General features: G+C 50.6%; 29 protein-coding genes. 22 read left to right on the forward strand and 7 right to left on the reverse strand.

The genetic code is table 11. The features are described from left to right. Window positions 1–443: 443 nt before the first annotated feature. The 6 genes from gyrA to dnaA form a co-directional block, all read right to left on the reverse strand. On the reverse strand, window positions 444–2,870 hold the full coding sequence (gyrA, locus tag BUB44_RS11680; RefSeq protein ID WP_073166557.1) for a DNA gyrase subunit A: 2,427 nt from the start codon (window positions 2,868–2,870) through the stop codon (window positions 444–446). Between the two features lie 28 nt (window positions 2,871–2,898). Continuing rightward, on the reverse strand, window positions 2,899–4,809 hold the full coding sequence (gene gyrB, locus BUB44_RS11685) for a DNA topoisomerase (ATP-hydrolyzing) subunit B (protein ID WP_073166560.1): 1,911 nt from the start codon (window positions 4,807–4,809) through the stop codon (window positions 2,899–2,901). A 77-nt stretch (window positions 4,810–4,886) separates the two neighbouring features. Beyond that, window positions 4,887–5,141: an extracellular matrix regulator RemB gene (gene remB / locus BUB44_RS11690; RefSeq protein WP_073166563.1), complete on the reverse strand. Its 255-nt coding sequence runs from the start codon at window positions 5,139–5,141 to the stop codon at window positions 4,887–4,889. Window positions 5,142–5,146: 5 nt separating this feature from the next. Continuing rightward, window positions 5,147–6,241, reverse strand: a complete 1,095-nt coding sequence (gene recF / locus BUB44_RS11695) for a DNA replication/repair protein RecF (RefSeq protein WP_073166565.1) — start codon at window positions 6,239–6,241, stop codon at window positions 5,147–5,149. Window positions 6,242–6,268: 27 nt separating this feature from the next. Beyond that, window positions 6,269–7,378 carry a DNA polymerase III subunit beta gene (gene dnaN / locus BUB44_RS11700; RefSeq protein WP_073166567.1) on the reverse strand — a complete coding sequence of 370 codons (1,110 nt, stop codon included), beginning with the start codon at window positions 7,376–7,378 and terminating at the stop codon, window positions 6,269–6,271. Between the two features lie 163 nt (window positions 7,379–7,541). Then, on the reverse strand, window positions 7,542–8,882 hold the full coding sequence (gene dnaA, locus BUB44_RS11705; RefSeq protein ID WP_027355970.1) for a chromosomal replication initiator protein DnaA: 1,341 nt from the start codon (window positions 8,880–8,882) through the stop codon (window positions 7,542–7,544). Between the two features lie 344 nt (window positions 8,883–9,226). Here dnaA and rpmH point away from each other — a divergent pair, with 344 nt between their 5' ends. The 14 genes from rpmH (at window position 9,227) to BUB44_RS11775 (ending at window position 18,758) form a co-directional block, all read left to right on the forward strand. Beyond that, complete coding sequence (gene rpmH, locus BUB44_RS11710) at window positions 9,227–9,361, forward strand: 50S ribosomal protein L34 (protein ID WP_027355969.1); 135 nt, start codon at window positions 9,227–9,229, stop codon at window positions 9,359–9,361. Between the two features lie 72 nt (window positions 9,362–9,433). Beyond that, the gene (gene rnpA / locus BUB44_RS11715; protein WP_073166570.1) at window positions 9,434–9,772 is read left to right on the forward strand and encodes a ribonuclease P protein component; all 339 of its coding nucleotides are present in this window, start codon (window positions 9,434–9,436) and stop codon (window positions 9,770–9,772) included. A 7-nt stretch (window positions 9,773–9,779) separates the two neighbouring features. Next, window positions 9,780–9,986 (forward strand): membrane protein insertion efficiency factor YidD, encoded by a 207-nt coding sequence (gene yidD / locus BUB44_RS11720; RefSeq protein WP_073166573.1) that lies wholly within the window; start codon window positions 9,780–9,782, stop codon window positions 9,984–9,986. A gap of 18 nt (window positions 9,987–10,004) precedes the next feature. After that, on the forward strand, window positions 10,005–10,694 hold the full coding sequence (locus BUB44_RS11725; protein ID WP_027355967.1) for a YidC/Oxa1 family membrane protein insertase: 690 nt from the start codon (window positions 10,005–10,007) through the stop codon (window positions 10,692–10,694). Further along, entirely contained in the window at window positions 10,669–11,289 is a 621-nt protein-coding gene (gene jag, locus BUB44_RS11730) for an RNA-binding cell elongation regulator Jag/EloR (protein ID WP_027355966.1), read from the forward strand. Before BUB44_RS11725 ends, jag begins: the two co-directional genes overlap by 26 nt. Before the next feature lie 68 nt (window positions 11,290–11,357). After that, a complete protein-coding gene (gene mnmE / locus BUB44_RS11735) occupies window positions 11,358–12,743 on the forward strand; it encodes a tRNA uridine-5-carboxymethylaminomethyl(34) synthesis GTPase MnmE (RefSeq protein ID WP_073166575.1) in 1,386 nt (461 codons plus the stop codon). Between the two features lie 11 nt (window positions 12,744–12,754). Then, window positions 12,755–14,641, forward strand: coding sequence for a tRNA uridine-5-carboxymethylaminomethyl(34) synthesis enzyme MnmG (mnmG, locus tag BUB44_RS11740; RefSeq protein ID WP_073166578.1), 1,887 nt, complete (start codon window positions 12,755–12,757; stop codon window positions 14,639–14,641). A gap of 21 nt (window positions 14,642–14,662) precedes the next feature. Beyond that, complete coding sequence (rsmG, locus tag BUB44_RS11745) at window positions 14,663–15,397, forward strand: 16S rRNA (guanine(527)-N(7))-methyltransferase RsmG (RefSeq protein WP_165611044.1); 735 nt, start codon at window positions 14,663–14,665, stop codon at window positions 15,395–15,397. Window positions 15,398–15,459: 62 nt separating this feature from the next. Next, window positions 15,460–15,609 (forward strand): DUF1540 domain-containing protein, encoded by a 150-nt coding sequence (locus tag BUB44_RS11750; RefSeq protein WP_073166581.1) that lies wholly within the window; start codon window positions 15,460–15,462, stop codon window positions 15,607–15,609. Window positions 15,610–15,727: 118 nt separating this feature from the next. Further along, a complete protein-coding gene (locus BUB44_RS11755; RefSeq protein ID WP_027355962.1) occupies window positions 15,728–16,489 on the forward strand; it encodes a ParA family protein in 762 nt (253 codons plus the stop codon). Further along, window positions 16,482–17,351 (forward strand): ParB/RepB/Spo0J family partition protein, encoded by an 870-nt coding sequence (locus tag BUB44_RS11760; RefSeq protein WP_073166584.1) that lies wholly within the window; start codon window positions 16,482–16,484, stop codon window positions 17,349–17,351. Before BUB44_RS11755 ends, BUB44_RS11760 begins: the two co-directional genes overlap by 8 nt. A gap of 66 nt (window positions 17,352–17,417) precedes the next feature. After that, window positions 17,418–17,750 carry a hypothetical protein gene (locus BUB44_RS11765; RefSeq protein ID WP_073166587.1) on the forward strand — a complete coding sequence of 111 codons (333 nt, stop codon included), beginning with the start codon at window positions 17,418–17,420 and terminating at the stop codon, window positions 17,748–17,750. Between the two features lie 83 nt (window positions 17,751–17,833). Continuing rightward, window positions 17,834–18,478 carry a phosphoribosyltransferase gene (locus tag BUB44_RS11770; protein WP_073166589.1) on the forward strand — a complete coding sequence of 215 codons (645 nt, stop codon included), beginning with the start codon at window positions 17,834–17,836 and terminating at the stop codon, window positions 18,476–18,478. A gap of 46 nt (window positions 18,479–18,524) precedes the next feature. Then, complete coding sequence (locus tag BUB44_RS11775) at window positions 18,525–18,758, forward strand: YkuS family protein (protein WP_027355958.1); 234 nt, start codon at window positions 18,525–18,527, stop codon at window positions 18,756–18,758. A gap of 16 nt (window positions 18,759–18,774) precedes the next feature. On the opposite strand, the gene yyaC is transcribed toward BUB44_RS11775, so the two are convergent. Continuing rightward, window positions 18,775–19,380: a spore protease YyaC gene (yyaC, locus tag BUB44_RS11780; protein WP_073166592.1), complete on the reverse strand. Its 606-nt coding sequence runs from the start codon at window positions 19,378–19,380 to the stop codon at window positions 18,775–18,777. A 131-nt stretch (window positions 19,381–19,511) separates the two neighbouring features. On the opposite strand from yyaC, the gene BUB44_RS11785 reads away from it, so the two are divergent. From BUB44_RS11785 to BUB44_RS11820, 8 genes are all read left to right on the forward strand, one after another. Continuing rightward, window positions 19,512–20,576: a YkvI family membrane protein gene (locus tag BUB44_RS11785; RefSeq protein WP_083543228.1), complete on the forward strand. Its 1,065-nt coding sequence runs from the start codon at window positions 19,512–19,514 to the stop codon at window positions 20,574–20,576. Window positions 20,577–20,680: 104 nt separating this feature from the next. Continuing rightward, window positions 20,681–21,292, forward strand: a complete 612-nt coding sequence (locus tag BUB44_RS11790) for a CvpA family protein (protein WP_073166596.1) — start codon at window positions 20,681–20,683, stop codon at window positions 21,290–21,292. A gap of 87 nt (window positions 21,293–21,379) precedes the next feature. After that, complete coding sequence (locus BUB44_RS11795) at window positions 21,380–22,771, forward strand: aminopeptidase (RefSeq protein ID WP_073166599.1); 1,392 nt, start codon at window positions 21,380–21,382, stop codon at window positions 22,769–22,771. Between the two features lie 16 nt (window positions 22,772–22,787). Continuing rightward, window positions 22,788–23,681 (forward strand): mechanosensitive ion channel family protein, encoded by an 894-nt coding sequence (locus BUB44_RS11800; RefSeq protein WP_114362184.1) that lies wholly within the window; start codon window positions 22,788–22,790, stop codon window positions 23,679–23,681. Then, window positions 23,659–23,877, forward strand: a complete 219-nt coding sequence (locus BUB44_RS11805; RefSeq protein ID WP_073166604.1) for a DUF951 domain-containing protein — start codon at window positions 23,659–23,661, stop codon at window positions 23,875–23,877. The genes BUB44_RS11800 and BUB44_RS11805 overlap by 23 nt, the downstream gene beginning before the upstream one ends. A 142-nt stretch (window positions 23,878–24,019) precedes the next feature. Next, window positions 24,020–24,202: a hypothetical protein gene (locus BUB44_RS11810; RefSeq protein WP_073166607.1), complete on the forward strand. Its 183-nt coding sequence runs from the start codon at window positions 24,020–24,022 to the stop codon at window positions 24,200–24,202. Between the two features lie 204 nt (window positions 24,203–24,406). Further along, window positions 24,407–24,694, forward strand: coding sequence for a 30S ribosomal protein S6 (gene rpsF, locus BUB44_RS11815; protein WP_073166610.1), 288 nt, complete (start codon window positions 24,407–24,409; stop codon window positions 24,692–24,694). A 71-nt stretch (window positions 24,695–24,765) separates the two neighbouring features. After that, on the forward strand, window positions 24,766–25,185 hold the full coding sequence (locus tag BUB44_RS11820) for a single-stranded DNA-binding protein (protein ID WP_073166613.1): 420 nt from the start codon (window positions 24,766–24,768) through the stop codon (window positions 25,183–25,185). The last annotated feature ends 20 nt before the right edge of the window (window positions 25,186–25,205 follow it).

A 25,205-nucleotide genomic window follows, 5' to 3' on the forward strand; every position in this document is an offset into this window, starting at 1 on the left:
TTGCTTCTTATCTGACTTCTGACCTCCGATGACCGACCTCCGTTACCCGCTCGACTTGCATGTGTTAGGCACGCCGCCAGCGTTCGTCCTGAGCCAGGATCAAACTCTCCATCCAATCCTTTGTCCCAGAATCACTCCCGCACACGCTCTTCCTCGCCAGATGCTCAGCCCTTTAAGCTGCACACCCGGCTTCCTCCCTGTTCAGTTTTCAAGGACCACTTTCCCCTCGCTGTCGCGCAAGCGTTATTGTATCATGATTTTTTTACTGCTGTCAACTTGTAACTTTTACCTTTTTTACTTCCTGCCGGTTACCCTTGAGGGTAACCGGTCAGGCACTGCATGCTTTCAGTCGCCAAGTGCAGGATTTAATATACCACAGGGATACGACGCTGTCAATAAGAAAAGTTATGTTTTTATTAAGTTTATGTTAAAAGAGATTAATCTTATTCTTCCACGCTGACCAGTGCGGCATCCACCAGCCTGTCTCCCGGTCCGAGGCGCATGAGCATTACCCCCTGCGCAGCCCGTCCCATGGAGGAAATTTCGCTGGCTTTTAACCTGATGATGATCCCCTCGGCACTGATGACCATTATTTCTTCTTCAGGCTTAACCACCAGCATAGCCGATACAGGACCATTGCGTTCGGTTACCCGGGCACTGATAATTCCTTTACCACCACGCGCCTGCAGGCGGTACTCGGATACAGGCGTACGTTTTCCGTAACCGTTATCTGTAACCACCAGCACATCTCCATCCGGCCGAACAATATCCATGGCCACGACCATGTCTCCCGGTTGCAGGCTAATTCCTTTCACCCCCCGGGCCGTACGCCCGTAGGGAAGCACTTCTTTTTCTGAAAAGCGAATGGCCAGTCCCTGACGCGTGCCCAGGATAATCTCCTCCGTACCGGTGGTAAGCTTCACGTCCACCAGCTCGTCCCGCTCATCGAGCTTGATGGCAATTATGCCATCCCTGCGGGATGTGTCAAATTGCTCCAGTTCTGTCTTCTTTACCACCCCGGCACGCGTGGCCATAAAGAGATAGAGACCCTTGCTGAATTCCCGCACCGGTATTACTGCTGTAATACGCTCCTGCTGTCCTATATAAAGCAGGTTAACCAGAGCCGTCCCCTTGGACTGCCTGCTCGCTTCGGGAATTTCGTGCACCTTCAGGCGGTATACTTTCCCCTGGTTAGAAAAGAACAGAAAGTAGTGATGGGTGCTGGTGATGAATAGATGCCGCACAAAATCCTCTTCTTTGGTGCCCATGGCAGTAACGCCCCGGCCGCCGCGCCTCTGGCTCCTGTATGCGTCCAGGGGCATGCGTTTAATGTAGCCCTGGTTGGTAATGGTGATGACCACTTCCTCGTCTGGAATCAGGTCCTCAACCTCCAGCGATGAATCTTCATCGCTGATTACCGTGCGGCGCGGGTCGGCAAATTTCTGCCGCATTTCTAAAAGCTCTTCTTTAATTACCTGCAGGACTTTTCGCTCATCGGCCAGGATGCCCCGCAGGTAGGCGATTTTCTCCAGGAGTTCTTTGTATTCTTCCTCCAGTTTATCCCGCTCCAGGCCGGTCAACCTTTGCAGGCGCATATCCAGAATGGCCTGCGCCTGTTTTTCCGAGAAGGAAAACTTTTCCATAAGGGCATTTTTTGCTATTTCCACCGTCCTGGATGACCGGATAGTGTTGATGACCTCATCTATATGGTCCAGGGCCACGCGCAGGCCCTCTACAATATGTGCCCGTGCTTCAGCTTTTTCCAGATCGAAGCGGGTACGCCGGATAACCACCTCTTTCTGGTGGTCCAGGTAGTGATACAGCATTTGCCGCAGATTTAATACCTGAGGCTGGCCATTGACCAGGGCCAGCATGATGACCCCGAATGTCTCCTGCATCTGGGTATGCTTGTACAGCTGGTTCAGGACCACCCGGGGTTTGGCGTCACGCCGCAACTCTATAACAATACGCATCCCCTGCCGGTCCGATTCATCCCGCAGGTCGGTAATTCCTTCGATTTTCTTTTCCCGGACCAGTTCGGCAATCTTCTCAATAAGCCGGGCCTTGTTGACCATAAACGGTATTTCATGGACAACAATGGCGTTTTTCCCACCGCTGATTTTTTCTATGCTGGCCTGGGCCCGGACCTTAATGGTGCCCCGGCCCGTCTGGTAGGCTTCCCGGATACCCTGGCGGCCCATTATTTTTCCGCCGGTGGGGAAATCGGGCCCTTTGATAACCTGCATCAATTCGGGAATGGTGACTTCCGGGTTATCGATTAACTTGATCACGCCGTCGATTATTTCGCCCAAATTGTGAGGTGGGATATTGGTGGCCATACCCACTGCGATACCCGAGGAGCCGTTCACGAGCAGGTTGGGAATGCGGGACGGTAACACCGCCGGTTCTTCGGTACTGCCGTCATAATTGGGTATGAAGTCAACGGTATTTTTATCGATGTCCGCCAGCATGGCCATGGTTATACGGGCCATGCGGGCTTCCGTATAGCGCATGGCTGCCGGTGCGTCACCATCAACGGACCCAAAATTACCGTGCCCGTCAACCAGAGGGTAGCGGCTGGCAAAATCCTGGGCCATACGCACCAGGGCGTCATAGATAGCCATATCACCATGGGGATGGAATTTGGACATCACTTCACCCACAATGTGGGCGCTTTTACGGTGCGGCCGGTCAGGTGTAAGGCCAAGCTGGTGCATGGCGTAGAGAATTCGCCGGTGTACCGGTTTCAACCCATCCCGCACATCGGGTAAAGCCCGGCCCACGATTACGCTCATCGCGTAATCCAGGTAAGAATGTTTCATTTCTTCGTTAATATCGATGGGTATTACCTTGCCTATATTTACGGACAACAAAGGTCACCTCAAAACATTATTTTGCTTATACGTCCAGGTTACGTACAGCCCCGGCGTTTTGCTGGATAAATTCCCGGCGGGGTTCCACCCGGTCGCCCATGAGCATGGAGAAAATGGCGTCAGCTTCAATGGCATCTTCAATATTTACTTTCAAGATGGTCCGCTTCTCGGGATTCATGGTGGTTTCCCACAGTTGCTGCGGGTTCATTTCACCAAGGCCCTTGTAACGCTGGATGGTTACCCCGTCCCGGCCTATTTCCTTGAGTATTTCCTCCAGCTCCGCATCGCTATAAGCATAGCGATCGATCTTGCCCTTGCGAATGCGGTACAGGGGTGGTTGAGCAATATAAACATAACCGGCCTCAATAAGGGGGCGCATATAACGGTAAAAGAAAGTTAAAAGCAGGGTGCGGATGTGGGCCCCGTCCACATCGGCGTCGCTCATAAGCAGGATCCTGTGGTACCTGGCCTTGCTCAGATCGAAATCTTCGCCGATGCCTGTGCCCAGTGCTGTAATCAGAGCCCGGATCTCCTCATTATTAAGGATCTTGTCCAGGCGCGCCTTTTCTACGTTTAAAATTTTCCCGCGCAGGGGCAGGATGGCCTGGAAGCGGCGGTCCCGGCCCTGCTTGGCCGAGCCCCCGGCCGAGTCCCCTTCTACCAGGTATAGTTCGGTCCTGCTGGGATCCCGGTCGGAACAATCGGCCAGCTTTCCGGGCAGGGAAGCGCTCTCCAGGGCGCTCTTGCGCCTGGTTAATTCCCGCGCCTTGCGGGCAGCTTCCCGGGCCCTGGCAGCGGTAATGGCCTTTTCCAGTATCCTGCGGGCGATACCCGGATTTTCCTCCAGGAAGGTGGCCAGTCCCTCGGATACCACTCCATCCACAACGCCCCGGACTTCGCTGTTTCCCAGCTTGGTCTTGGTCTGACCCTCAAATTGGGGTTCCGGCACCTTTACACTGATTACCGCCGTCAGGCCTTCCCGGATGTCCTCCCCCGATAGGGCAGTGGTACCATTTTTTAGGAGATTATATTTTTTCCCGTAGTCATTAACCACCCGGGTCAGGGCGCTTTTGAAGCCGGCCTCATGGGTTCCCCCATCCACGGTGTGAATATTATTAACATAGGAAAACAGGCTTTCCACGTAGCCCTCGGTGTACTGCAGGGCTACTTCTACCTGGATTCCGTCCCGCTCGCCAAAAATGTAAATGGGCTTGTTGTGCAGAACTTCTTTATTCTTGTTCAGGTAGCGTACGAAATCCCTGATACCGCCCTCGTGCTGGTAGACTGTTTTCTGCCCTGTTCTTTCATCCTGAAAGATGATTTTTATACCCCGGTTTAAAAAAGATAGCTCCCGGAGGCGCTGGTTTAAAGTTTCCTGGTTAAATACCAGATCTTCAAAAATTTCCGCGTCCGGCTTGAAGGAAACCTTAGTACCCGTCGTGGTGGATGTCCCGATAACTTTCAGCGGGGTAACGGCCTTTCCCCTTTCGTAGCGCTGGTGGTAGACATGACCGTCCCGGCGAATTTCTACCTCCAGCCACTCGGAGAGGGCATTCACCACCGATACCCCTACGCCGTGGAGCCCGCCGGAAACCTTATATACGTTACCACCAAATTTTCCCCCCGCGTGAAGCATGGTGAGTACCGTTTCCACCGCCGGGAGGCCTGTCTTGGGGTGTATTTCTACGGGTATGCCCCGCCCGTTGTCAATCACTGTTACGCTGTTATCCCGGTGCACGATGACTTCTATCCGGTCGCAAAAGCCGGCCATGGCCTCGTCTATGCTGTTGTCAACCACCTCGTAAACCAGGTGGTGCAGGCCCCGGGGGCCGGTGCTGCCAATATACATTCCCGGGCGGCGGCGAACAGCTTCCAGTCCTTCAAGAACCTGTATTTCCTCTGCGCCATAGCGGTTGTTCATTTCCTGTTCCAGCATAGCCGGGAACCTCCATTCTTTAATGACATAACATAACACTATATTACAATTATAACCTTTAAATGGAAACTTCTAAGCTATTCCCCATTAAAAACAAGCATCCCCGCTCTTTTCTTTAAAGTCGAACAGGAAATTGGCGAGACATATATACGGTTACTGGTAAGGACAATTGATTTTTCCTTGCCCTTATCGGCAATCACCTGTACTATTTTTTCGCTCCGGGCCAGTTCCATGAACTCCCTGTTCACAGGGGAATTTTCCACCCGGACATTCAGGATGGCCACGATATCCCTTTTGGGAATAACCACATCGTTACCGAGATGTAGAAACAATAAATTTAACCTCCTTTGTAAAGCTTGTGCTCCCTGACAGTTACTGCTGGTCCGGGGAGATCATTCTTGTCCTCTGTACTGGTGGTTATAAAGACCTGCGTTTTTCCTCGCATGTATTCGACCAGCTTTAATCTCCGTTTCTGATCCAGTTCGGAAAAAACGTCATCCAGGAGAACAATGGGATAGTCTCCCGCCAGCTGCCTGCTCAGTTCCAGTTGGGCCAGCTTTAGTGCCAGGACCAGTGTTCGCTGCTGCCCCTGTGAGCCGAAGCGCCTGGCATCCTGTCCGTTGATGGAAACGAATAAGTCGTCCCGGTGCGGCCCGATCAGCGTTTGTCCCCTGACCAGTTCTGAGGTGTAACATCTGGATAAACCCTCCAGAAATCGCTGGTAGATTTCCTTTTCCCCGGTGGTTCTTTCCAGCTGGACGGTAGAAAGGTACACAAGACCAGCTTTTTCGTCACTTCCCCCAATCTGACTGTATATGCTCCTTACGGCGGTGGAAAGCCCGGCCAGCAGGCGGCAGCGCCAGGCGATAATTCTGGCGCCTATGGCAGCCAGTTGCTGGTTCCAGGGTTCCAGCTCCTCCTGTTTCAGTTGCTCAGTTTTTATTTTTTGCAGCAATTTATTTCTATTTAGTAAAACCCTTTGATAGCGATGCCACCAGAAGGTGTAACCGGGCTCCAGCGGTCCTATCTCCAGGTCCAGCCATCGCCGGCGTAAAACAGGGCTTCCTTTGATCATTAACAGGTGATCGGGTGTAAAAATCAAAGGCAGCATAAAGGGGCTTTTTTCATCCGGTTGTCCCCCGGATTTAACCTGTTTCTTGCCCGTGGCGGTCAGAAGGATAATTTTATTTTCTTCCTGCTGGTTTGATTCAAATTTTACTTCCACCCGACAGTAATTGCTGCCCCAGCGAATCAGGTCTTTATCACGGTGCGTTCGAAATGAGCGCCCGGTAAAGCCAAAAAAAATAGCCTCCAGGAGGTTGGTTTTACCCTGGGCGTTACCTCCTGCGATTATATTGATCCGGGGGTGGGGCTGCCAGAACAGCCGGTCGTACCCCCGGAAGTTTTCAAGACTGATATGCACTATGCGCACTTACTTCCTCCCGGAACTGGACGGCCCTTAATCCTTCGGCGGTTTGGCCGGCAGCAGCAGGGACAGGTAGCTATCGTCCCCTGCCGGCCTGAGCACTGCTGCACTCAGGGGGCCGGTTAATTCCAAGCACAGTTCATCACTGTTCAGGGCCCGCAGGCTTTCACTCATGTACCGGGCGTTGAACCATATCTCCAGAGGTTCGCCTTCCACCAGCCCGCTAATTTCTTCCCGGATCCAGCCTGCCTGGGTTTGTACGGAAACCACGCAGCTGTTTTCCTGTAGCGTAAATTTTACCACCGGGTATCCATCACGCGCCAGCAGGGATGCTCTTTCCGTAGCATCCATTATTTCCCTGGTAGTCACTCTGGTACGGGTGACAAATTCCCTTGGTATTACCTGTTCGTAGGGGGGGTATTGTCCGGCTATCAGACGTGAAGCTATTTTTAAATCTGCGGTGGAAAAAAATGCATGATTTTCCTCCAGAATTATGGATATTTTTTCTTCGGTATTACCCGTTAACCTGGCCACTTCGCCCAGGGTTTTCCCGGGTATAATTGCCCTTACCGGCTGTTCAATTTCTTCTTCCAGCTGGTAATTTTTCATGGCCAGGCGATAGGTATCGGTGGCCACCAGTCTGAACTGTTTTCCGTCTACCTGCATGAGGACTCCGGTAAACACGGGTCGTGTTTCATCGTTGGACACGGCGAAGAGTACCTGGCGTAACATCTCCTTTAACTCGTCCTGTGGTACCTGGATGCCGGTTCCCCTGTTTATCGATGGGAGGCGCGGGTATTGCTCAGGTTCATAGCCGTGGATGCTGACCTGTGATGTTCCATAAGTTATGATGACGCTTGTGCTGCCCGGTATGCTGTTAAATTGAATGGGTATATCGGGTAGACTGCGCACCAGGTCGGAAATGTATCGGATCGGGAGAACTATGGCTCCTTCCGTTTCAGTTTCCACTTCTATGTTACACTGTATGGTTAGCTCGGTGTCCGAACCTGTTAGGTAGAGCCTGTTTCCGGTGACTTCAAAGAGAATGCCCGTTAATACCGGTAAGGGTGAGCGTGGGGAAACAGCCTTTTGAACGGCATTTATCGCGTGCATCAGCGCCGGTTTGCTCGCATTGAACTTCATGGTTTTCACTCCGTTGTTTTGATTATGATCCAGATCATTATATTTCATTACTTTAATAGTCGTACATTATAGTAGTGCTCTTTTTTTTGTGGATAACTTGTTTATCCCGTGAGGGCTTGTCATTTTCGTCCTGGGGAAAGGTTTTACCCTTCCTGTGGATAAGTTACCTGCTTTCTTCTTTTATTTTTTGTTTTATTTCGTTGATGGTTTGTTCCAGCAGGGCGTCGCTGGCCAGCTGATTGCTTATTTTTTCACATGCATGAAGCACTGTTGTGTGGTCTCTTCCTCCGAAGGCATCGCCTATTTGTGGCAGGGAGAGATCTGTCAGTTCCCGGACCAGGTACATGGCGATCTGCCGTGGGAAAGCAATATTGCGACTGCGCTTTTTGGATTTGAACTCTTCGGGTTTTAAACCGTAGTAAGCGGCCACTTTTTCCTGGATGAGCTGGGCCGTAATCTGTCTTTGTTGTTTACCGGGCAGTATATCTTTGAGTATGTCCCGCGCCAGCTGGGTGGTTATTGGCTGTTTGTTCAGCGATGCATAGGCAACCACCCGGATAAGGGCTCCTTCCAGTTCCCGGATGTTGGAGGTTATTTGTTCGGCAATATATTCCAGCGTTTCATCGGGTACCGAGACGTTGTCCAGCTGGGCTTTTTTTCTTAAGATAGCTATCCTTGTTTCCAGATCGGGAGGCTGGATATCTGTGATCAGGCCCCATTCAAAACGGGATCGCAGGCGATCTTCCAGGGTTGGAATCTCCTTGGGCGGTCTGTCGCTGGAGATAACTATTTGCTTGTTGGCCTCGTATAAGGTATTGAAGGTATGGAAAAATTCTTCCTGGGTGCGTTCTTTTCCGGCGACAAATTGAATATCGTCTATTAAAAGTACGTCCATTCCCCGGTATTTATCTCTAAATTCTGCCGTTCGTTTATTTGCTATGGCGTTAATTAATTCGTTGGTAAATTTTTCAGAGGTAACGTAGACTATCCGGTTTAATTTGCCCCGCTTCAGGATGTAATGGCTGATGGCATGCATCAGGTGCGTCTTTCCCAGCCCTACTCCCCCATAGATAAAAAGGGGGTTATATGTTTCCGCGGGTGACTCTGCTACGGCCAGGCAGGCTGCATGAGCAAACCGGTTGCTGTTGCCCACCACAAAGGTTTCAAAAGTGTAACGGGGATTTAACGAGCATGTTTCCACAGCTGACGGCGCGGTCTTGCGTATCCTGTTTAATAATTTCTCGTTGACTTCTTCTGCTGGTAGGAACTGTATTTCGATTTCGTCGTTGGTGATTTCCTGGAGGTAGTTTTTAATAAGTGAAGCGTATCTTGTCGCCAGCCAGTCTCTGTAGAAATGGTTGGGAACCTGGATAAAAAAAGTGCTCCGGTGAAACCCCAGGGGGAGTACCGATTCCTGCCAGATTTCGTAAGTTTCTGTATCCAGCCGGGGCTGGATATGGGCCAGCAGTTCATCCCAGATCGCGGTCACATGCGTTTTATTCATTGGTGGTAACCCCCTGCTGACAGATGTTTGTTAAACTTAAAAAAGCCACCGCAAGCGATTTAACGGGGCCTGTAGGTTTGTACAGCATTAAGTATCGACAAATTTATGCACATCTTTATTCTGGCCTGTGGATATCTTTTTCTCCTGGTGCCAGCGATTCAATGATATCAAATTTGCCAGGCCTTATCAACCGATAAAATGTCTTCCTGTGGATAGTTGAGCAGGCTGTGGACAATTATTTTCGGCCGGGTGTTTTTTCTTGACTTGAGAAGGGTATATCTTATATAATAACTTGTGATGTGTCTGGTTTTTCCAGCCGGCCGGTGGTGAGGAGGTGTAAGATTTTGAAGCGCACGTTTCAGCCCAAAAAAAGGAAACGGAAAAAAGTTCATGGTTTTTTAAAGCGTATGTCCACCAGGGCAGGCCGTAACGTTATAAAAAGGAGAAGGCTGAAAGGAAGAAAAAGACTTACTGCATAAGGCCGCTTGCTTCAACAAGTTGGCCTTTTCGTACATTTGGCCGATTGATTTTAAGCAGGATTGATTTGGAGCATGGAGATTTTGAAAAATAAAAGGGACTTTCAACGGGTGTACCGGCGGGGTCAATCCGTGGCCAGTAACGCCCTGGTTTTATATTTGTACCGTAACCGGGGACAGGGCCGCCGATTTGGTTTTTCCGTCAGTAAAAAAACGGGTAAGGCTGTAGTCCGCAATCGTGTACGCCGGTTGCTGCGTGAAATTTGCCGCCTGAATGAAAGCTGGTTTCCGGAAAATTATGACGTGGTTATTATTGCCCGCAAAGATGCGGTGGGGAAGAATTATCACGATCTGGCCGGCCAGGTCCATCATCTTATCGGTCGTGCTACCCGTAAGCTTGTGCCGAAGGGTTGAGTTGAGGATGCGCTCACTGGTTATTGCCTGTTTTCGCTTTTACCAGCGATTTGTTTCACCTTTTAAACCACCCACCTGTCGTTTTTACCCTACCTGCTCCGAGTATGCCGTACAGGCTGTGGCCAAGTACGGTGTTGTCCGTGGTTTACTTCTGGCATGCTGGCGTCTACTGCGCTGTCATCCCTTTTGCCGGGGTGGCTATGATCCGGTTTAATGGCAAGGAGGAGATGGTTTGTTTCAAGCTCTGGTTGATGGCATGACTTCCCTTTTAAACTGGTTATATCACCTTACCGAGATGGCTCATATTGCCAATTACGGCCTGGCCATCATCCTGCTGACTGTTCTTATCAAGATTATCCTTTATCCTTTGACGGTCAAGCAGATGCGTTCCATGGTTGTTATGCAACAGCTGGCGCCGAAGATTAAAGAGATACAGGAGCGCTACCGGAATAAGGACCCGCAGAAAATGCAGCAAAAAATTATGGAGCTGTACCGGGAGCACAACGTTAATCCCATGGCCGGTTGTCTTCCTTTATTGATTCAGATGCCCATTTTAATTGCCCTTTATCGTGCTTTACTGCATTTTAATTATGCCGATCCCGCCCATGCCCGGTTTCTCTGGATTAATAACCTAAGCCAGGTGGGGGACCCTTATTACATTCTCCCTCTTCTTGCCGGATTGACCACTTATGTTCAGTCGCGCATGACCACCAATATGTCCGACCCCACCCAGCGGACCATGCTCATCATTATGCCCGTTTTCATTGCCTGGATCAGCGCAACGGTTCCTGCCGGTCTGGCATTGTACTGGGTAATTTTTAATGCCATGGGAATTATTCAGCAGTTTTTTGTTAACAGGCATACCCAAGGGTTGAAGGAGGCGCTAAACACTGGTGGTGGAGGAAATCGAGAAAACCGCTAAAACTGTTGATGAGGCGGTTTCCCTGGCGCTGGCCCAGTTGGGAATTTCCCGGGAGGAAGCAGAAATTGAAGTATTGGAGGAACCGTCCAGGGGGTTTTTAGGTATTCTGGGCACCCGGCCGGCCCGGGTTAGGGTACGGGTTAAGGATACACCATCGCGCCGGGCTAAGGAATTGCTTGATCGCCTGCTGGAGGCCATGAATCTTCCTGTGGAAATGTCTATTGAAGAAAAACAAAATAGTTTGTACATTGCAATAGCAGGAAAAGATGTGGGCATACTGATCGGTAGAAGGGGCGAAACCCTTGATGCATTGCAGTATCTTGTAAACCTGTATGTGAACAAGAATCAGACCCAGCGTTACAGGGTTATTCTGGATGTGGAAGGATACCGGCGCCGGCGGGAGGAAACTCTGCAGCGCCTGGCTTTGAAGCTGGCGGAGAAAGCCAAGCAACGGGGAAGGAATGTGGTTCTGGAGCCCATGTCGTCCCATGAACGCAGGATTATTCATACGGCACTCCAGGGAAGAGATGATATCTATACTTACAGTGAAGGTGAAGAACCATATCGTAAAATCATCATCTCTCCCAGAAAATAGCTTGTGTTACGATTTTCAACCCAGCCGGTGCAAACCGGGCTGGGTTTTTTCAAATGGTGGTGTTGTCAGTGCTGGATGATACGATTGCTGCCATTGCTACTCCATTGGGCGAGGGTGCCATAGGTATTGTCAGGGTATCCGGCCCTGAGGCCATTGCTATCGCGGAAAAAATTTTTGTCAGCCGGACTGGTGTTGATTGGCGCCGGCAGGGGAGTCATCGTTTATTCTATGGCCTGGTGGTGGATCCGGATACCGGCCAGCCAGTGGATGAGGTGTTGCTGGGTGTTATGTATGCGCCCCGTACTTTTACCCGTGAGGATGTGGTGGAGTTTAATTGTCACGGTGGTATAGTTCCCCTGCGCCGTACTCTGGAGCTTGTCCTGCAGCACGGTGCAAGGCTGGCTGAACCCGGTGAGTTTACCCGGCGGGCCTTTTTAAACGGCCGCCTGGATCTTGCCCAGGCCGAATCGATTCTGGATATTATCCGCGCCAAGACGGATGCCGGGCTGGCAGTGGCCATGTCTTTGCTTTCCGGAGAGTTATCTTCCAGGGTCAGGCGTTTTCAAGATCAGTTGCTGGGAATTCTGGCTCAGGTGGAGGCCGATATTGATTTTCCCGAAGAGGATATTGAGGTGGCCAGCCGGGAGGATTTGAAGATTTCTGTTCTTGCCCTTATGGGCGATCTGGAGGAACTTATTCACCAGGCCCGTTTTGGTAAAGTGTTCCGTGAAGGTTTGCGCACGGTCATTGTTGGTCGTCCCAATGTTGGCAAGTCCTCGCTCTTAAATGCTCTCTTGCGGGAGAAAAGGGCCATCGTTACTGAGATTCCCGGTACCACCAGGGATGTTATCGAAGAAGTGGTAAATATAAGGGGTATACCTGTTCGGTTGGCCGACACGGCTGGCCTGCGTGATACCGATGATATAGTTGAAAAAATTGGCGTGGAACGTTCAAGGGAGCTGGTGAAAGCGGCCGACCTGGTACTGGTGGTGCTGGATGCCAGTACCGGTTTAACTTCTGAAGATCGCGCTGTGCTGGAATTGGTAGATGAGCAGAAAGGAATTATTCTCATTAATAAGAGTGACATTGGCGATGGCGAGGGACTGGCACGCCAGGTTGCAGATCTTTACCCGGACAAGCCGGTGGAAGTTATTTCCGTAAAAACTGGATACGGCCTGTCTAAAGTGGAAGAGGCCATTGAGCGGTTGGTGCTCGGTGGCCAGGCTACGGCATCTCAAATGCCCCTGGTCAGTCATGTTCGTCATAAGCAGGCGCTGGTGCGCTGTCATGAGCATTTGCAGGAGGTTTTGCGCGCTTTATCGGCCGGTGAAAATATTGATCTGGTGGCTATAGATTTAAGGGCGGCCTGGGAAGCACTGGGTGAAATTACCGGTGATACGGTTGCCGAAGATATTGTTGACCGTATTTTTCAAGACTTTTGTATTGGAAAGTGAGGTTTGTTCCCTTGGAGTACCTGGCTGGAAAATATGATGTCATCGTGGTCGGCGCCGGTCATGCCGGTTGCGAGGCGGCTTTAGCTGCCGCTCGCCTTGGTTGTCGTACCCTGGTTCTGACTTTGAACCTGGATAATGTGGCCCTGATGCCCTGTAATCCTGCTGTGGGCGGTCCGGCCAAGGCGCAGCTGGTTCGTGAGGTAGATGCACTGGGTGGGGAGATTGGCCTGAATACGGATCGTACCGCCATACAGATGCGTTTGCTGAATACTGCCAAGGGTCCTGCTGTCCGTGCGCTGCGGGCGCAGGCCGATAAAAGGCGGTATCAGTGGAGCATGAGAAAGGTACTGGAAAGCCAGGAGCGCCTGGATTTAAAGCAGGTTCTCGTGGAGCGCCTGCTGGTACAGGGAGATCGTGTTCACGGAGTTGTTGGCAGCACTGGCGCCAAATTTCTGGCTCCGGTGGTTGTTCTTACTACCGGTACATATTTAAACGGCCGTATTATTATCGGTGATCTGGCTTATACCGGTGGTCCCAATGGTCAATTTGCCGCGGTGGGATTGTCAGCTTCGCTAAGGGAGCTGGGTCTGGAGTTGGGTCGTTTTAAAACCGGTACTCCTGCCCGGGTGGACAGGCGTTCTATTGATTTCAGTAAGTTGTCCGTGCAGCCGGGTGATGAGCGCCTGTTGAATTTTTCTTATATCTCCCCGGTAACCCGGCGGGAGCAGGTTCCGTGCTGGTTAACCTATACCACTCCTGAAACCCACCGGATTATCCGGGATAACCTGCATCGTTCACCTCTCTTCAGCGGTTTCATAAAGGGAACGGGACCGCGATATTGTCCATCCATTGAGGATAAGGTGGTACGTTTTGCTGATCGCGAGAGCCACCAGGTTTTCATAGAGCCTGAAGGTCTGGATACGGTGGAAATGTATGTGCAGGGTATGAGCACAAGCCTTCCCGAGGATGTACAGCTGGCCATGCTGCGTACTTTGCCTGGCCTGGAAAAGGTTGAAATTATCCGCCCCGGTTATGCCATTGAATATGATTATCTTGTTCCTACCCAGTTGAAACCGTCTTTAGAGTGCAAGACCATCAGCGGCTTGTTCAGTGCCGGTCAAATTAATGGCACTTCAGGTTATGAAGAAGCTGCTGCCCAGGGCATAATTGCGGGTATAAATGCGGCCCGTTTTATTCAGGGCAAGGACCCCCTTATTTTGTCCCGTTCAGAAGCCTATATTGGTGTGCTTATTGATGATCTGGTTACCAAAGGCACCAATGAACCTTACCGCATGCTTACTTCCCGTGCCGAGTACCGGTTGCTCTTGCGCCAGGATAATGCTGACCTGCGTCTTACGGAAAAGGGTTACGAAGTTGGTCTGGTTACCCCGGAAAGGTACCGTATTTTCGAAAGAAGGAGACGTTTAATCAAGGAAGGCGTTGAATTATTACGGCGTACGGTAGTACCGGTTGATGAAAAGTTACGTAAGGTGTTGGAAGCGGCACAAAGTTCGCCAGTACAACAGCCCACTTCCCTGGCCGCTTTACTGCGCCGTCCGGAGATTACTTTTCAGCATATAAAGGAAATTTTCCCCGGTGCTTCCGGTTGGCCCGCTGATGTGGAGGAAGAAGTGGAAGTAGAAATAAAATATGAAGGTTATATTAAGAAACAACTGGCGCAGGTGGAGCGATTTATCAAGCTCGAAAATCGCCGTATTCCCGATGATCTGGATTATGGTTCCATAAAGGGTTTATCAACGGAAGCCAGGCAGAAGCTGGAACAAATTCGCCCGCGTTCTATTGGCCAGGCCAGCCGTATATCCGGTGTTAGCCCGGCAGATATTGCCCTGCTCCTGGTTTACCTTGAAGGTCGCCGCCGGTCGTTGGATAAAAATTAACATTTCCTGGGAGGGTATTTTTTGTCCGGTATCTATTTTTCTGATTTTAAATCTTTATTTTTGCAGGCGCTGGGAGATTTGGGTTTAAATTTGCCCGCTGATGCCTTTGTTTCATTTTATCGTTATTATCATCTTCTGCTGCAGTGGAATAAAAAGATTAATTTAACCTCCCTGGTACAATGGCAGGACGTGGTAATAAAGCATTTTATTGATTCATTATCCTGTTTTCTTATTTATTCTCCTCCTTCCGGTTCATGTTTTATTGATATTGGTAGCGGAGCCGGCTTTCCCGGCCTGCCGCTGAAACTGGCCCGCAGGGATTTACAATGTACGTTGCTGGAATCGGTTGCGAAAAAGGTGTCTTTTTTACAGCAGGTGACTTCTTCCCTGGACCTGTCCGGTGTGCAGGTGGTTTGTGGTCGGGCCGAGGAAGTAGCTCGCCTGGAACAATATCGTGGGTTTTATGATCTTGCTGTGGCCAGGGCGGTTGCCCCGCTGGCTGTTTTACTGGAATATGCCCTTCCCTTCCTTAAAACCGGCGGGTTTTTTATTGCTTTTAAAGGTCCTCAGGTCGATCAGGAGCTCGCTTCCTGTGATAGGGCTTTAAATATACTGGGTGGTCGTTTTGTAACCAGATATTGCCTAAAATTACCTGTAACTGGTGATGAAAGGCAACTTATCTTATTTGAAAAATATAGAGAAACCCCTGTTCAATTTCCGCGCCGCCCGGGCATTCCCCGCCGCCGTCCCTTATAATTTTATTTTTCTTGAATAAAAATTTTTTTTCCGGGAACTTTAATTCTGGAGGTGATGGTTTTATGCCTGATATCAAGTGTTCGGTTTCAGAATGCAAGTTTAACAGCGAGATGTCCTGTGGTGCTCCGATGATTCAGGTGGATCGTAATGGAGTGAGCAAGGCCAGCCAGTCCTTGCAGACCAAGTGTGAAACCTTTAAGCCGAGAAGTTAAAGTAAATGATCCTTTGGAAAATGGCCGCTGCCCTGCCAGCGGTCATTTTCTTTGCAGGAACACTTGCTCCCTTTGTTGAATATTTGCCCACATGAGCCATTTAAAGGAGTGATTGCCATTGGGAAAGACCATTGCCATTGCCAATCAAAAAGGGGGTGTTGGTAAAACCACTACTGCTGTTAATCTAGCGGCATGGCTTTCCCTGATGGGAAATCAGGTGTTGCTGGTGGATGTTGATCCCCAGGGGAATGCAACCAGCGGTCTGGGTGTTAATAAGGAGGATCTTGAATTCTGTATATATGACGTTATTATCGGGGGTAAGGATCTTTCAGCGGTGATTGTGGATTCTTCTGTGCCCGGTTTAAAGGTGGTTCCCGCCACTATTGAGCTGGCCGGTGCTGAAATAGAGCTGGTATCTGTGGCTGATCGTGAGCGTATTCTTCGCCGGGCGCTGGAACCTTTTCGGGATCAGTTTGATTATATTTTTCTGGATTGTCCTCCTTCCCTGGGTTTGCTTACCCTTAATGCTTTAACGGCTGCCGATTCTGTTTTGATCCCCATCCAGTGTGAATATTATGCCCTTGAGGGTGTTGGTCAATTGATGAACACTATTCATTTAGTTCAAAAACGTTTGAATCCCCACCTGGTTCTGGAGGGTATTCTTTTAACCATGTTTGACGGTAGAACCAATTTGAGCATACAGGTGGTGGAAGAAGTTAAAAAATATTTTCCCGGCCAGGTTTATAAAACCATTATCCCCCGTAATGTTCGTTTAAGCGAGGCGCCCAGCCACGGGCAGCCAATTATGTTTTATGATCGCCGTTCCCGGGGTGCGGAGGTTTATCATGAGCTGGCTAAGGAAGTGATGGGTATTGAGTAAGAAGCGCGGACTTGGAAAGGGTCTGGGTGCTTTAATTCCTGTGGACAGTAATGATGTGAATGGCTCTTTGCAGGAAATCCGGGTAGAAGATGTTCAACCCAATCCTCGCCAGCCCCGGCAGGCTCTGGATCAGGATAAGATTCAGGAGCTGGCCCTCTCTATTAAGGAGCATGGTGTTGTCCAGCCCATTGTTGTTCGCCCCATTGCCGGTGGCAGATATGAAATTATTGCTGGTGAGCGCAGGTGGCGGGCCTGCCGGATATTGGGTCTTAAGTTCATACCGGCGATTATTAAGGATTATGGCGATCTGGAGGCCTCTGCCGTTTCCCTTATTGAGAACGTGCAGCGGGAAGATTTGAACCCGCTGGAGGAAGCATCTGCTTATCGACGGTTGATTGATGAGTTTGGTCTTTCTCAGGAGGAAATTGCCAGGCTGGTGGCCAAGAGCCGGCCTTTTATTACTAATACCTTGCGTTTATTGTCTTTGCCGCCAGAGGTTCAGGATATGCTTAGTTCCGGCGTAATTACTGCCGGTCATGCCCGGGCTATTCTTTCCCTGGATGATGCAGCCAAGCAGATAGCTGCTGCCCGGGAGGTGGTTGCACATGGTTTAAACGTCCGGGAAACAGAGGAACTTGTTCGTCGTTTTATAAATGAAAGCAGTGATGTAAGCGCTCCTGTGAAAGAAAAAAGTTCTCCGGCTGCCAGTGATGGTGAGCTGGTTTCCCTGGAAGATATGCTCGGCGATGTTCTGGGTACTAAAGTGCGTATTCGTGCCAGGCGCGGTGGTCGCGGTGTTATTGAAATTGCCTTTGATAACCGTGATCAGCTTGATGAACTGGTCAATCTGCTTCTTAAGTAAGCTGCCGGATAAAAGATAAGATGTTTCACGTGTTACATGACGGTGAAACAACAAAGGGAGGAAAAAATGGACTCCTTTAAACTTGGATTCTTACTCGGCTTGCTGGTGGGAGAAGGCCACTTTGGTGGCGACGGCAGGCAGCCGCATATCACCCTGCGCATGCATGCACGCCACAAGCAGCTTTTTGAGTGGCTAACCAGGAATGTGCCCGGTTCACGCCTTTACGGGCCATATAACCACGGGGGGAGGAATTATTACCAGTGGATGCTCAGGGGGGAAGGACTTAAGAAAATGATCACCCTTTTAGATAACCTGCCCCTGGCGGAAATATCACCGGTTACCTATGAAAGGTACAAAAAGATGAAAGAAAATTATGGCCTGGATAAGGGAGATAAATGAGCTGAAAAATTTACCGGACTGACTTACAGTGATTTGAAATATACTACTGAAGTAAAAGGATACCGGAAGGCGGTGATCTACCAGTGGTTTTTGCCGACCGGGCTGATGCTGGAAGACAACTGGCCGGAAAGCTGACCGGTGCCTGCAAGCAAAAGGGGATAATCCTGGCCATACCCCGGGGAGGGGTTGTGGTGGGAGCAGAAATATCCCGGCAGCTGGATTTACCCCTTGACCTGGTTATACCGAGAAAAATTGGGGCGCCCCATAACCCGGAGGTAGCCATTGGGGCCCTAACTCAGGACGGAACGACAGTTTTTAATCATCAACTGCTGGCTGTGCTGGGGTTAAAAGAAAAAGATGTGGCCGGCCTGGTGGAGGAACAGAGAAAGGAAATAGAAAGACGCCTGGTGCTGTACCGCGGGGATAAGGAATACCCGGATTACAGCGGTAGATGCATAATAGTAGTGGACGACGGTATAGCCACAGGTTACACGGTAATCGCCGCCCTGCGCTGGATCCGGCAGAAATTCAGGCCAGAGAAGCTAATTCTGGCTGTTCCAGTGGCACCGGTAGATAGCCTGGACAGGCTGGAAAAAGAAGTTGATCAACTGGTGGTCCTGATGGCACCGGAAGATTTTTATGCCGTGGGCCAGTTTTATCAGGACTTCCGGCAGGTGACTGACCGGGAAGTAATACAATTGCTGAAAGAAAGAAGGGCTGTGAGTTAAGAAGGCACCTTCAGGTCATACTAACAGTGACAGGAGGTGCGATAAGATGAATAAAAAGGTAGCGGTAGAGGAAAGCTTGACCGGACTGAAAGAACTGCTGGAAGAAGAGGGCTATACCGTGGTTAGCCCCGGCAGCCAGGAGGAAGTTCTGGCCATGGTAGTTACCGGCCTGGATAACAACACCATGAACATGCAGGATATAAATACCAGGGCACCGGTAATAGAAATGGCCGGGAAAACACCGGAGCAGGTGCTGGCGCGGATTAAAGAGCTGGCATAAACAGTGAAACCCGGGTTTATATTTCCCGGGTTTCATTTTTGGTACACAGGGCCACTGTATACAGGAGGCCCTGGGCGATAACATCAGCCATGCGCATGACCAGATTTAACCTGGTATTCTGCAGAACCAGGTATTCCATAAAGCCGCCTACATTAACAATGCCGGTAATATGGATCTCACCAACGGGAGGCAGCTTTTTATTTACACCGGCCCCCGGCCGCAGGGCACCGTCGCCAATGGTTACAAAACCAACACTATCAACGCTTCCAAGGGACGCATCCACCGCTATAACCAGGGGATTCCTGTAGGTGCGGTATATCTCCTCAATTACCCCGTGCAGGTTGCTGGCGTGCACGGGATTATCCAGGGTGCCATAAACGGTGAACAGATCCTGCTGGCTTGAAACCAGCCTTGAACCCACCAGCGGACCCAGACAATCACCCGTGGAACGGTCGGTACCAATGCAGAGCAGAATTAATGGCTGCCCGGATAAACCACCGCAACGCTCCAGGCGGGCAAAAAGATCATAGCCGAACTTTTTAGCCGCCGTAGGATCATCTATATGAACCCTGGTTTTACCGCCAGGCAGGAAATTGGGCAATTCTTGAGCTTTATCAATCATCGTGTATTCCCCCTGATTTACCAATAACTAGTATATTTATTTCCACCGGATGACCCGATTATTCCTTAAAACATGAAATTTGGTCAACCATTTGCTCCCAGTGCATAGGATTGAAAAAGGGGGTGATGGACTTGCCGGGCATCGGGCTGAAACAATGGTTTCAGGTAAGCGCCCTTTATGCCGGTACGGTAATTGGAGCCGGATTTGCATCCGGTCAGGAAATAATGCAATTCTTTATTATCTACGGGGAAAAAGGCCTCTGGGGGGTAACTCTATCCACAATACTATTTGGGCTGCTGGGTTTGTTAATAATGTTGTATACGACGGCGGCCGGATGCAACAGTTATGCTGAACTCCTCCCGGTTATGATGGGAAAAAAACTGGCCCGGGCGGTGGACTGGCTGAGTCTGGCCATGCTACCCGGAGGGCTGGTGGTTATGCTGGCAGGAAGCGGCGCCCTGCTCAACGAGCAGTTCGGACTACCAACCGGGGCGGGAACGCTGGCGGTGGCGGTAATAACGATTCTGGTGATCATGGGCGGGCTGGAGGGAGTGTTATTGACAAATATGATCCTGGTCCCGCTGAAAATATTAACCATTGCCTTTGTCTGCCTGATGGCGATTATAAATTGTGGGGGATGGCCCGAGCTGGCTCAACAGGGCCAGCAGATAAATCACGGGAGAAACTGGGTGTGGTCCAGCGTACTCTACGTATCCTATAACATGGTTGTTCCGCTGGCGGTGCTGTCGTCCCTGGGGCGGAGCGTGGAACAAAAACCGGGGATCCTGGGCGGGGTTACCGGAGGAATAATTCTGGGTGGAACAGCAGGGCTGGTAACACTGGCAGGTCTGCTTTTTTATCCCGGGATAACCAGCTATCAAATACCGCTTCTATGCATTGCGGGAGATCTGGGCGAGATATGGAAACATATTCTGGGCCTGCTGATCTGGCTGGCCATTTTAACAACGGCCATTGCCGATGCCCATGGTTTTGCCAGTCGTGTGGCACCGAAAGGAGGAACGCTATACCGCCTGGCAGGTACAGGTGTGGTACTGCTGGCCATACCACTGGCCGGGGTGGGCTTTACCAGGCTGGTGCAGGTACTGTATCCATTATTTGGGTATGCGGGGCTGGCGGTAATCGCCGGCCTGTTAACAACCATGTTTCGCCTGAAAATAACCCGGGGAAAGGAGTAAGAAGGAATTGACCACCGGAGACGAGAAATGTGATCTGCAGAAACTGCGAAAAAAAAAGGCGCAAATTTGTCAGGGCAACCAGAAAAAGAAAGGCGGTCTAAAAAGTGAACTGGCTTGACCTGCTGCTACTGTGGCTGATCATCTGGCCTGCCTGGAGGGGCGTTCAAACCGGGCTGATTGCCAGCCTGGCCAGGGTATGCGGGCTATTGATAGGGTTGGTCCTGGCCAGGGAATATCACGCACCACTGGCAGAATATATCGGGCGACACTGGCCGATCAATCAATGGCTCGGCAGCTGGAATGCCCCTCCGGCATCAATTTTTATCAATGAATCATTATCGGAATGGTATCAGCATCTCTCCCGGGGAACCCTGGAGCTGGTTTCATTTATAGTAATCCTGCTGCTTACAGCCTGGCTGATCAGCTGGCTGGGACAAATCGTGACCACAGCAGCTGGAATAGGCCTGCTCGGTCCTGTAAACCGGGTCGGCGGGTTGATCCTGGGAATTTCCAGGGGAATACTGGCGGCGGTCATATTTCTGGCTGTGCTTATGGAGGTTAAAGATATTCTTACCAGCTGGCTTCCCGGTATTGACGTACCCTGGCTCGACCGGGCCTTGAGCAGTTCCCGCCTGTACCAGGCTTTGAACCCGGCAACGGAAATACTGCAGAAAAGTATCCCCCTGTTAAACCAGTATCCCATAAAAGACATTTAACCTGCGAAAAATAAACAAGAGGATATTTGACTAGGATATAATTTGAAACAAAAAATTTCAAGTATAATAAGCCAGGGAGTGGATGAAATGACCGGTTTAAAAGAACAGCCGGATAGTGTGCCGGCCTGGACGAAACTAAACGCGCAGGAAAAACAGGCGGCAATGGACCTGGCGGAAGATTACCGCCAGTTTCTAAGTAAGGCCAAGACCGAACGGGAAACCATAGAGCTGGCGGCAGCAGCTGCCAGGGACGGGGGCTTTAGTGAGCTGGAGCAAAAGGAAAACATTAAGGCCGGGGATCGGGTATTCAGCATCTGGCGGGGAAAGTGCATGGCCATGGCGGTGGCAGGCAGCGAGCCCCTGGAGGAAGGATTAAACATCGTTGGTGCGCATGCTGATAGCCCCCGGCTGGATTTAAAACCCCGGCCGCTGTACGAGGAAGAAAACCTGGCGTTGCTTAAAACTCATTATTATGGTGGTATTAAAAAATACCAGTGGGTGAGTATACCCCTGGCCCTGCACGGGGTGGTGGTAAAAGAGGACGGACGGGTAATAAAAATAGTCATCGGCGAAAAAGAAACAGAACCTGTCTTTACCATAACTGATCTCCTTCCCCACCTGGCCAGGGAACAAATGGAAAAGAAAATGACCGAGGGAATTAAGGGCGAGGGGTTGAACTTGCTGGTAGGCGGAATACCGGTGGGTGAAGCAGAGATTAAAGAAAAAATCAAGCAGCATGTGCTCAACTACCTGGAGCAGAAATATGGCATAAGGGATGACGATTTTATCAGCGCAGAGATTGAGGCCGTTCCGGCCTGGCCAGCCCGGGATGTTGGACTGGACAGGAGTATGATTGGAGGATATGGTCAGGATGATCGGGTGTGCGTGTTTGCTGCACTGAAGGCCATAATGGAACTGACGGTGCCATCACAGACAGCAGTGGCGCTCTTTGTGGATAAGGAGGAAATAGGCAGCACAGGCAACACGGGAATGTACTCCACATTTTTAACAAATTTTGTGGCCGAACTGGCCGCACGGTCCGTTCCCGGTTACAATGAGCTGATTCTGCGCAGGATTATGGCCAGATCCCGGGCCCTATCAGCCGACGTTAATGCCGGGTTTGATCCTAACTATCCGGACGTAATGGATAAATTGAATACCGCCCGCCTGGGGCACGGTGTGGTTGTAACCAAGTATACCGGCGCCGGTGGAAAAAAGGGAGCCAATGATGCTCACGCCGAATTTTTGGGTCAGGTGCGGCGGGTATTCAACCGGCACGGAGTGATCTGGCAGAGCGGCCTGCTGGGTAAAGTGGATCAAGGAGGAGGCGGGACCATTGCCTACTTGCTGGCCATGCACGGCATGGATGTCGTGGACTGCGGGGTTGCCCTTTTAGGCATGCATTCACCCTTTGAGGTGGCCCATAAAGCAGACATCTATATGGCCTATCGAGCTTATAAAGCTTTCTATGAAGGGTAAACCTGGAGGTTTGATCATGGAAGAGATCTGGAAAACAGTTCTGGGGCAATCAACAGTTAACCAGCTGCTGGCAATAGACTGGGGAAAAGTTATTGCCAGCAGCATCAGGGTCCTATTAATCATCGCCCTGACCTTTCTGGTAATGCGCGCCGGCAGCGCGGCGGTGGATCGATTTTTTAACAAGTGGGATAAAATCGAAGCGGTTGAAAGCAGGCGGGTGCATACCCTGCGTACCCTGATGAAAAGCGGCCTGCGCTATACCCTGTACTTTGTGGCCCTGGTCACCATTCTCAATATGTTCGGCGTACGGGTGGAGGCTATCCTGGCCGGTGCCGGAGTGGTAGGGCTGGCCGTGGGCTTTGGGGCTCAGAATCTTGTCCGGGACGTGATCACAGGTTTTTTCCTGCTGCTGGAAGATCAATTCGCCGTGGGAGATTATATAACAGTAGCTGGAGTAAGCGGGACAGTTGAGGAAATGGGCCTGAGAGTAACCCGCCTGCGGGATTTTGGTGGTGAACTGCATATTATCCCCAACGGGCAGATAATTCAGGTTACCAATCACAGCCGGGGCAATATGCGGGCGCTGGTAGAAGTGGGTGTGGCCTACGAGGAAAACCTGGACCGGGTTATTGACGTTCTGCAACAGGTCTGTGAGCAGGCCGCACGGGACATGGCTGATATCATTGCCGAAGGACCCCACGTTCTGGGGGTGGTAAACTTCGGACAATCAGATGTGGTGATCAGGATCATTGCCTACACCAAACCCATGCAGCAGTGGTATGTGGAGCGGGAGCTGCGGCGCCTGATCAAAGAAGCCTTTGACCGGGAAGGCATCGAAATACCTTATCCCAGGCGGGTGGTGTTGAGCATGAGTGGAGGTGCGAAGCATGGTCAGATATCAGGCTGGTGATGTGGTGAGGACCCGCAAGCCACATCCCTGTGGCGGTGACCGGTGGGAAATAATGCGTACGGGAATTGATATACGCATCAAGTGTTTAACCTGTGGACGTGTGGTCATGCTCCCCCGGGCTAAATTTGATAAAAGCATCAGGGCCGTTATGGGACCGGGCGAAAACAACAAAAAGGGCCTGACGGATGGAAGTTAAGCAGGTACAAAAAGGCGGTGGACAGGAAAACCGCCTTTTTATTATTGCTGATTGATTAGTAGCAAATTTGCACATTTGGTAATAACCGCCGCATATACTATGATCAGAAAATTACCAAATCCTGTGAAAAGGGGGTAGTCAAATGGGCTGGGAGAAAAATGATCCCAAAGGCGGGGGCCAGGATGAGCAGAGGGAGTGCAGCTGCTGCTTGAACATTGAGAACTCGATCGTGATTATTGTTTGCGGCGAAGTGGATCCTGGCCGGATATGCGACCATATCAAGCAGATAGCGGAGATAAAAATGAGCGAAACAACCATAAAGTAATTACTTGAAAGAAACGAACCTCCTCCGGGCAAGCCGGGGGAGGTTTGATATTTTAAGTAATAGAATTTCTAATAACTAGAAAAACAAGCAGTTGCCATCGAGCTAAATTTATGCTATAATCATCAAGTCATAAATGTAGCATTTTCCACCCTGCTCTACCACTTAATGGTAGGGCCTTCAGTCCACAGGGAGGAGGTGTTTGAGGTGCGCAGTTATGAATGTGTTTATATCCTGCGCCCGGAACTGGACGATGAAAAAGCCGGTGAGGTGGCGGAGAAATTCAAATCCCTCGTGGAAAACCACGGAGGGGAAGTCACCAAACTGGAAAAATGGGGTAAGCGACGCCTGGCATACGAAATTGCCCATGTCAGGGAAGGCATTTATATGATCATGCAGTTTAATGCTGCCCCAGAAGTGGCCCAGGAACTGGACCGGGTTTTAAAGATTACAGAAGAAGTGCTGCGCCACATTATTGTTCGTCAGGCAGCGTAGAGAAAAAATTATTTAAAATTCCGGCTTAGCCTGCTCTGCCGGGTAGAGATTGAACCCAAGGCGGTGGAAAGATGTTCAATAAAATCATATTGATCGGGCGCCTGGTCAGGGAGCCCGAACTGCGTTACACACCCAGCGGCACAGCAGTGGCCAGATTTACACTGGCGGTGGATCGCCCTTTTACCAACCGGCAGGGGGAACGTGAGGCCGATTTTATTGACATCGTGGTCTGGCAGAAGCAGGCGGAGGTATGTTCGCAGTACCTGGGTAAAGGCCGGCTGGTTGCAGTAGAGGGCAGGTTGCAAATCCGCTCCTATGATGACAGCCAGGGTGTGCGTCGTAAGACAGCCGAGGTAGTGGCCGAGCAGGTACGATTCCTGGATCGGCCTCGTGAGGCGCAGTCGCCGGCTGGGTCCGCAGGTCATGGACATGATCTGGACGAGAGCGGGTACAGTGAGGTTAGTTTCAACGAGGACGATATACCGTTCTAGCAGCTTACGGGAAATTGATA

It is taken from the genome of Desulfofundulus australicus DSM 11792 (assembly GCF_900129285.1).
GTDB classification, from domain to species: Bacteria; Bacillota; Desulfotomaculia; order Desulfotomaculales; family Desulfovirgulaceae; genus Desulfofundulus; species Desulfofundulus australicus.

Bases quoted from the DNA above. Each gene is read 5' to 3' on its own strand.
- gyrB (WP_073166560.1), bottom strand. From the start codon at position 4,809: ATGCTGGAACAGGAAATGAACAACCGCTATGGCGCAGAGGAAATACAG.
- dnaN (WP_073166567.1), bottom strand. From the start codon at position 7,378: ATGAAGTTCAATGCGAGCAAACCGGCGCTGATGCACGCGATAAATGCC.
- dnaA (WP_027355970.1), bottom strand. From the start codon at position 8,882: ATGAATAAAACGCATGTGACCGCGATCTGGGATGAACTGCTGGCCCAT.
- rnpA (WP_073166570.1), top strand. From the start codon at position 9,434: ATGGAGATTTTGAAAAATAAAAGGGACTTTCAACGGGTGTACCGGCGG.
- yidD (WP_073166573.1), top strand. From the start codon at position 9,780: ATGCGCTCACTGGTTATTGCCTGTTTTCGCTTTTACCAGCGATTTGTT.
- BUB44_RS11750 (WP_073166581.1), top strand. From the start codon at position 15,460: ATGCCTGATATCAAGTGTTCGGTTTCAGAATGCAAGTTTAACAGCGAG.
- BUB44_RS11765 (WP_073166587.1), top strand. From the start codon at position 17,418: ATGGACTCCTTTAAACTTGGATTCTTACTCGGCTTGCTGGTGGGAGAA.
- BUB44_RS11775 (WP_027355958.1), top strand. From the start codon at position 18,525: ATGAATAAAAAGGTAGCGGTAGAGGAAAGCTTGACCGGACTGAAAGAA.
- yyaC (WP_073166592.1), bottom strand. From the start codon at position 19,380: ATGATTGATAAAGCTCAAGAATTGCCCAATTTCCTGCCTGGCGGTAAA.
- BUB44_RS11795 (WP_073166599.1), top strand. From the start codon at position 21,380: ATGACCGGTTTAAAAGAACAGCCGGATAGTGTGCCGGCCTGGACGAAA.
- BUB44_RS11800 (WP_114362184.1), top strand. From the start codon at position 22,788: ATGGAAGAGATCTGGAAAACAGTTCTGGGGCAATCAACAGTTAACCAG.
- BUB44_RS11805 (WP_073166604.1), top strand. From the start codon at position 23,659: ATGGTCAGATATCAGGCTGGTGATGTGGTGAGGACCCGCAAGCCACAT.
- BUB44_RS11810 (WP_073166607.1), top strand. From the start codon at position 24,020: ATGGGCTGGGAGAAAAATGATCCCAAAGGCGGGGGCCAGGATGAGCAG.
- BUB44_RS11820 (WP_073166613.1), top strand. From the start codon at position 24,766: ATGTTCAATAAAATCATATTGATCGGGCGCCTGGTCAGGGAGCCCGAA.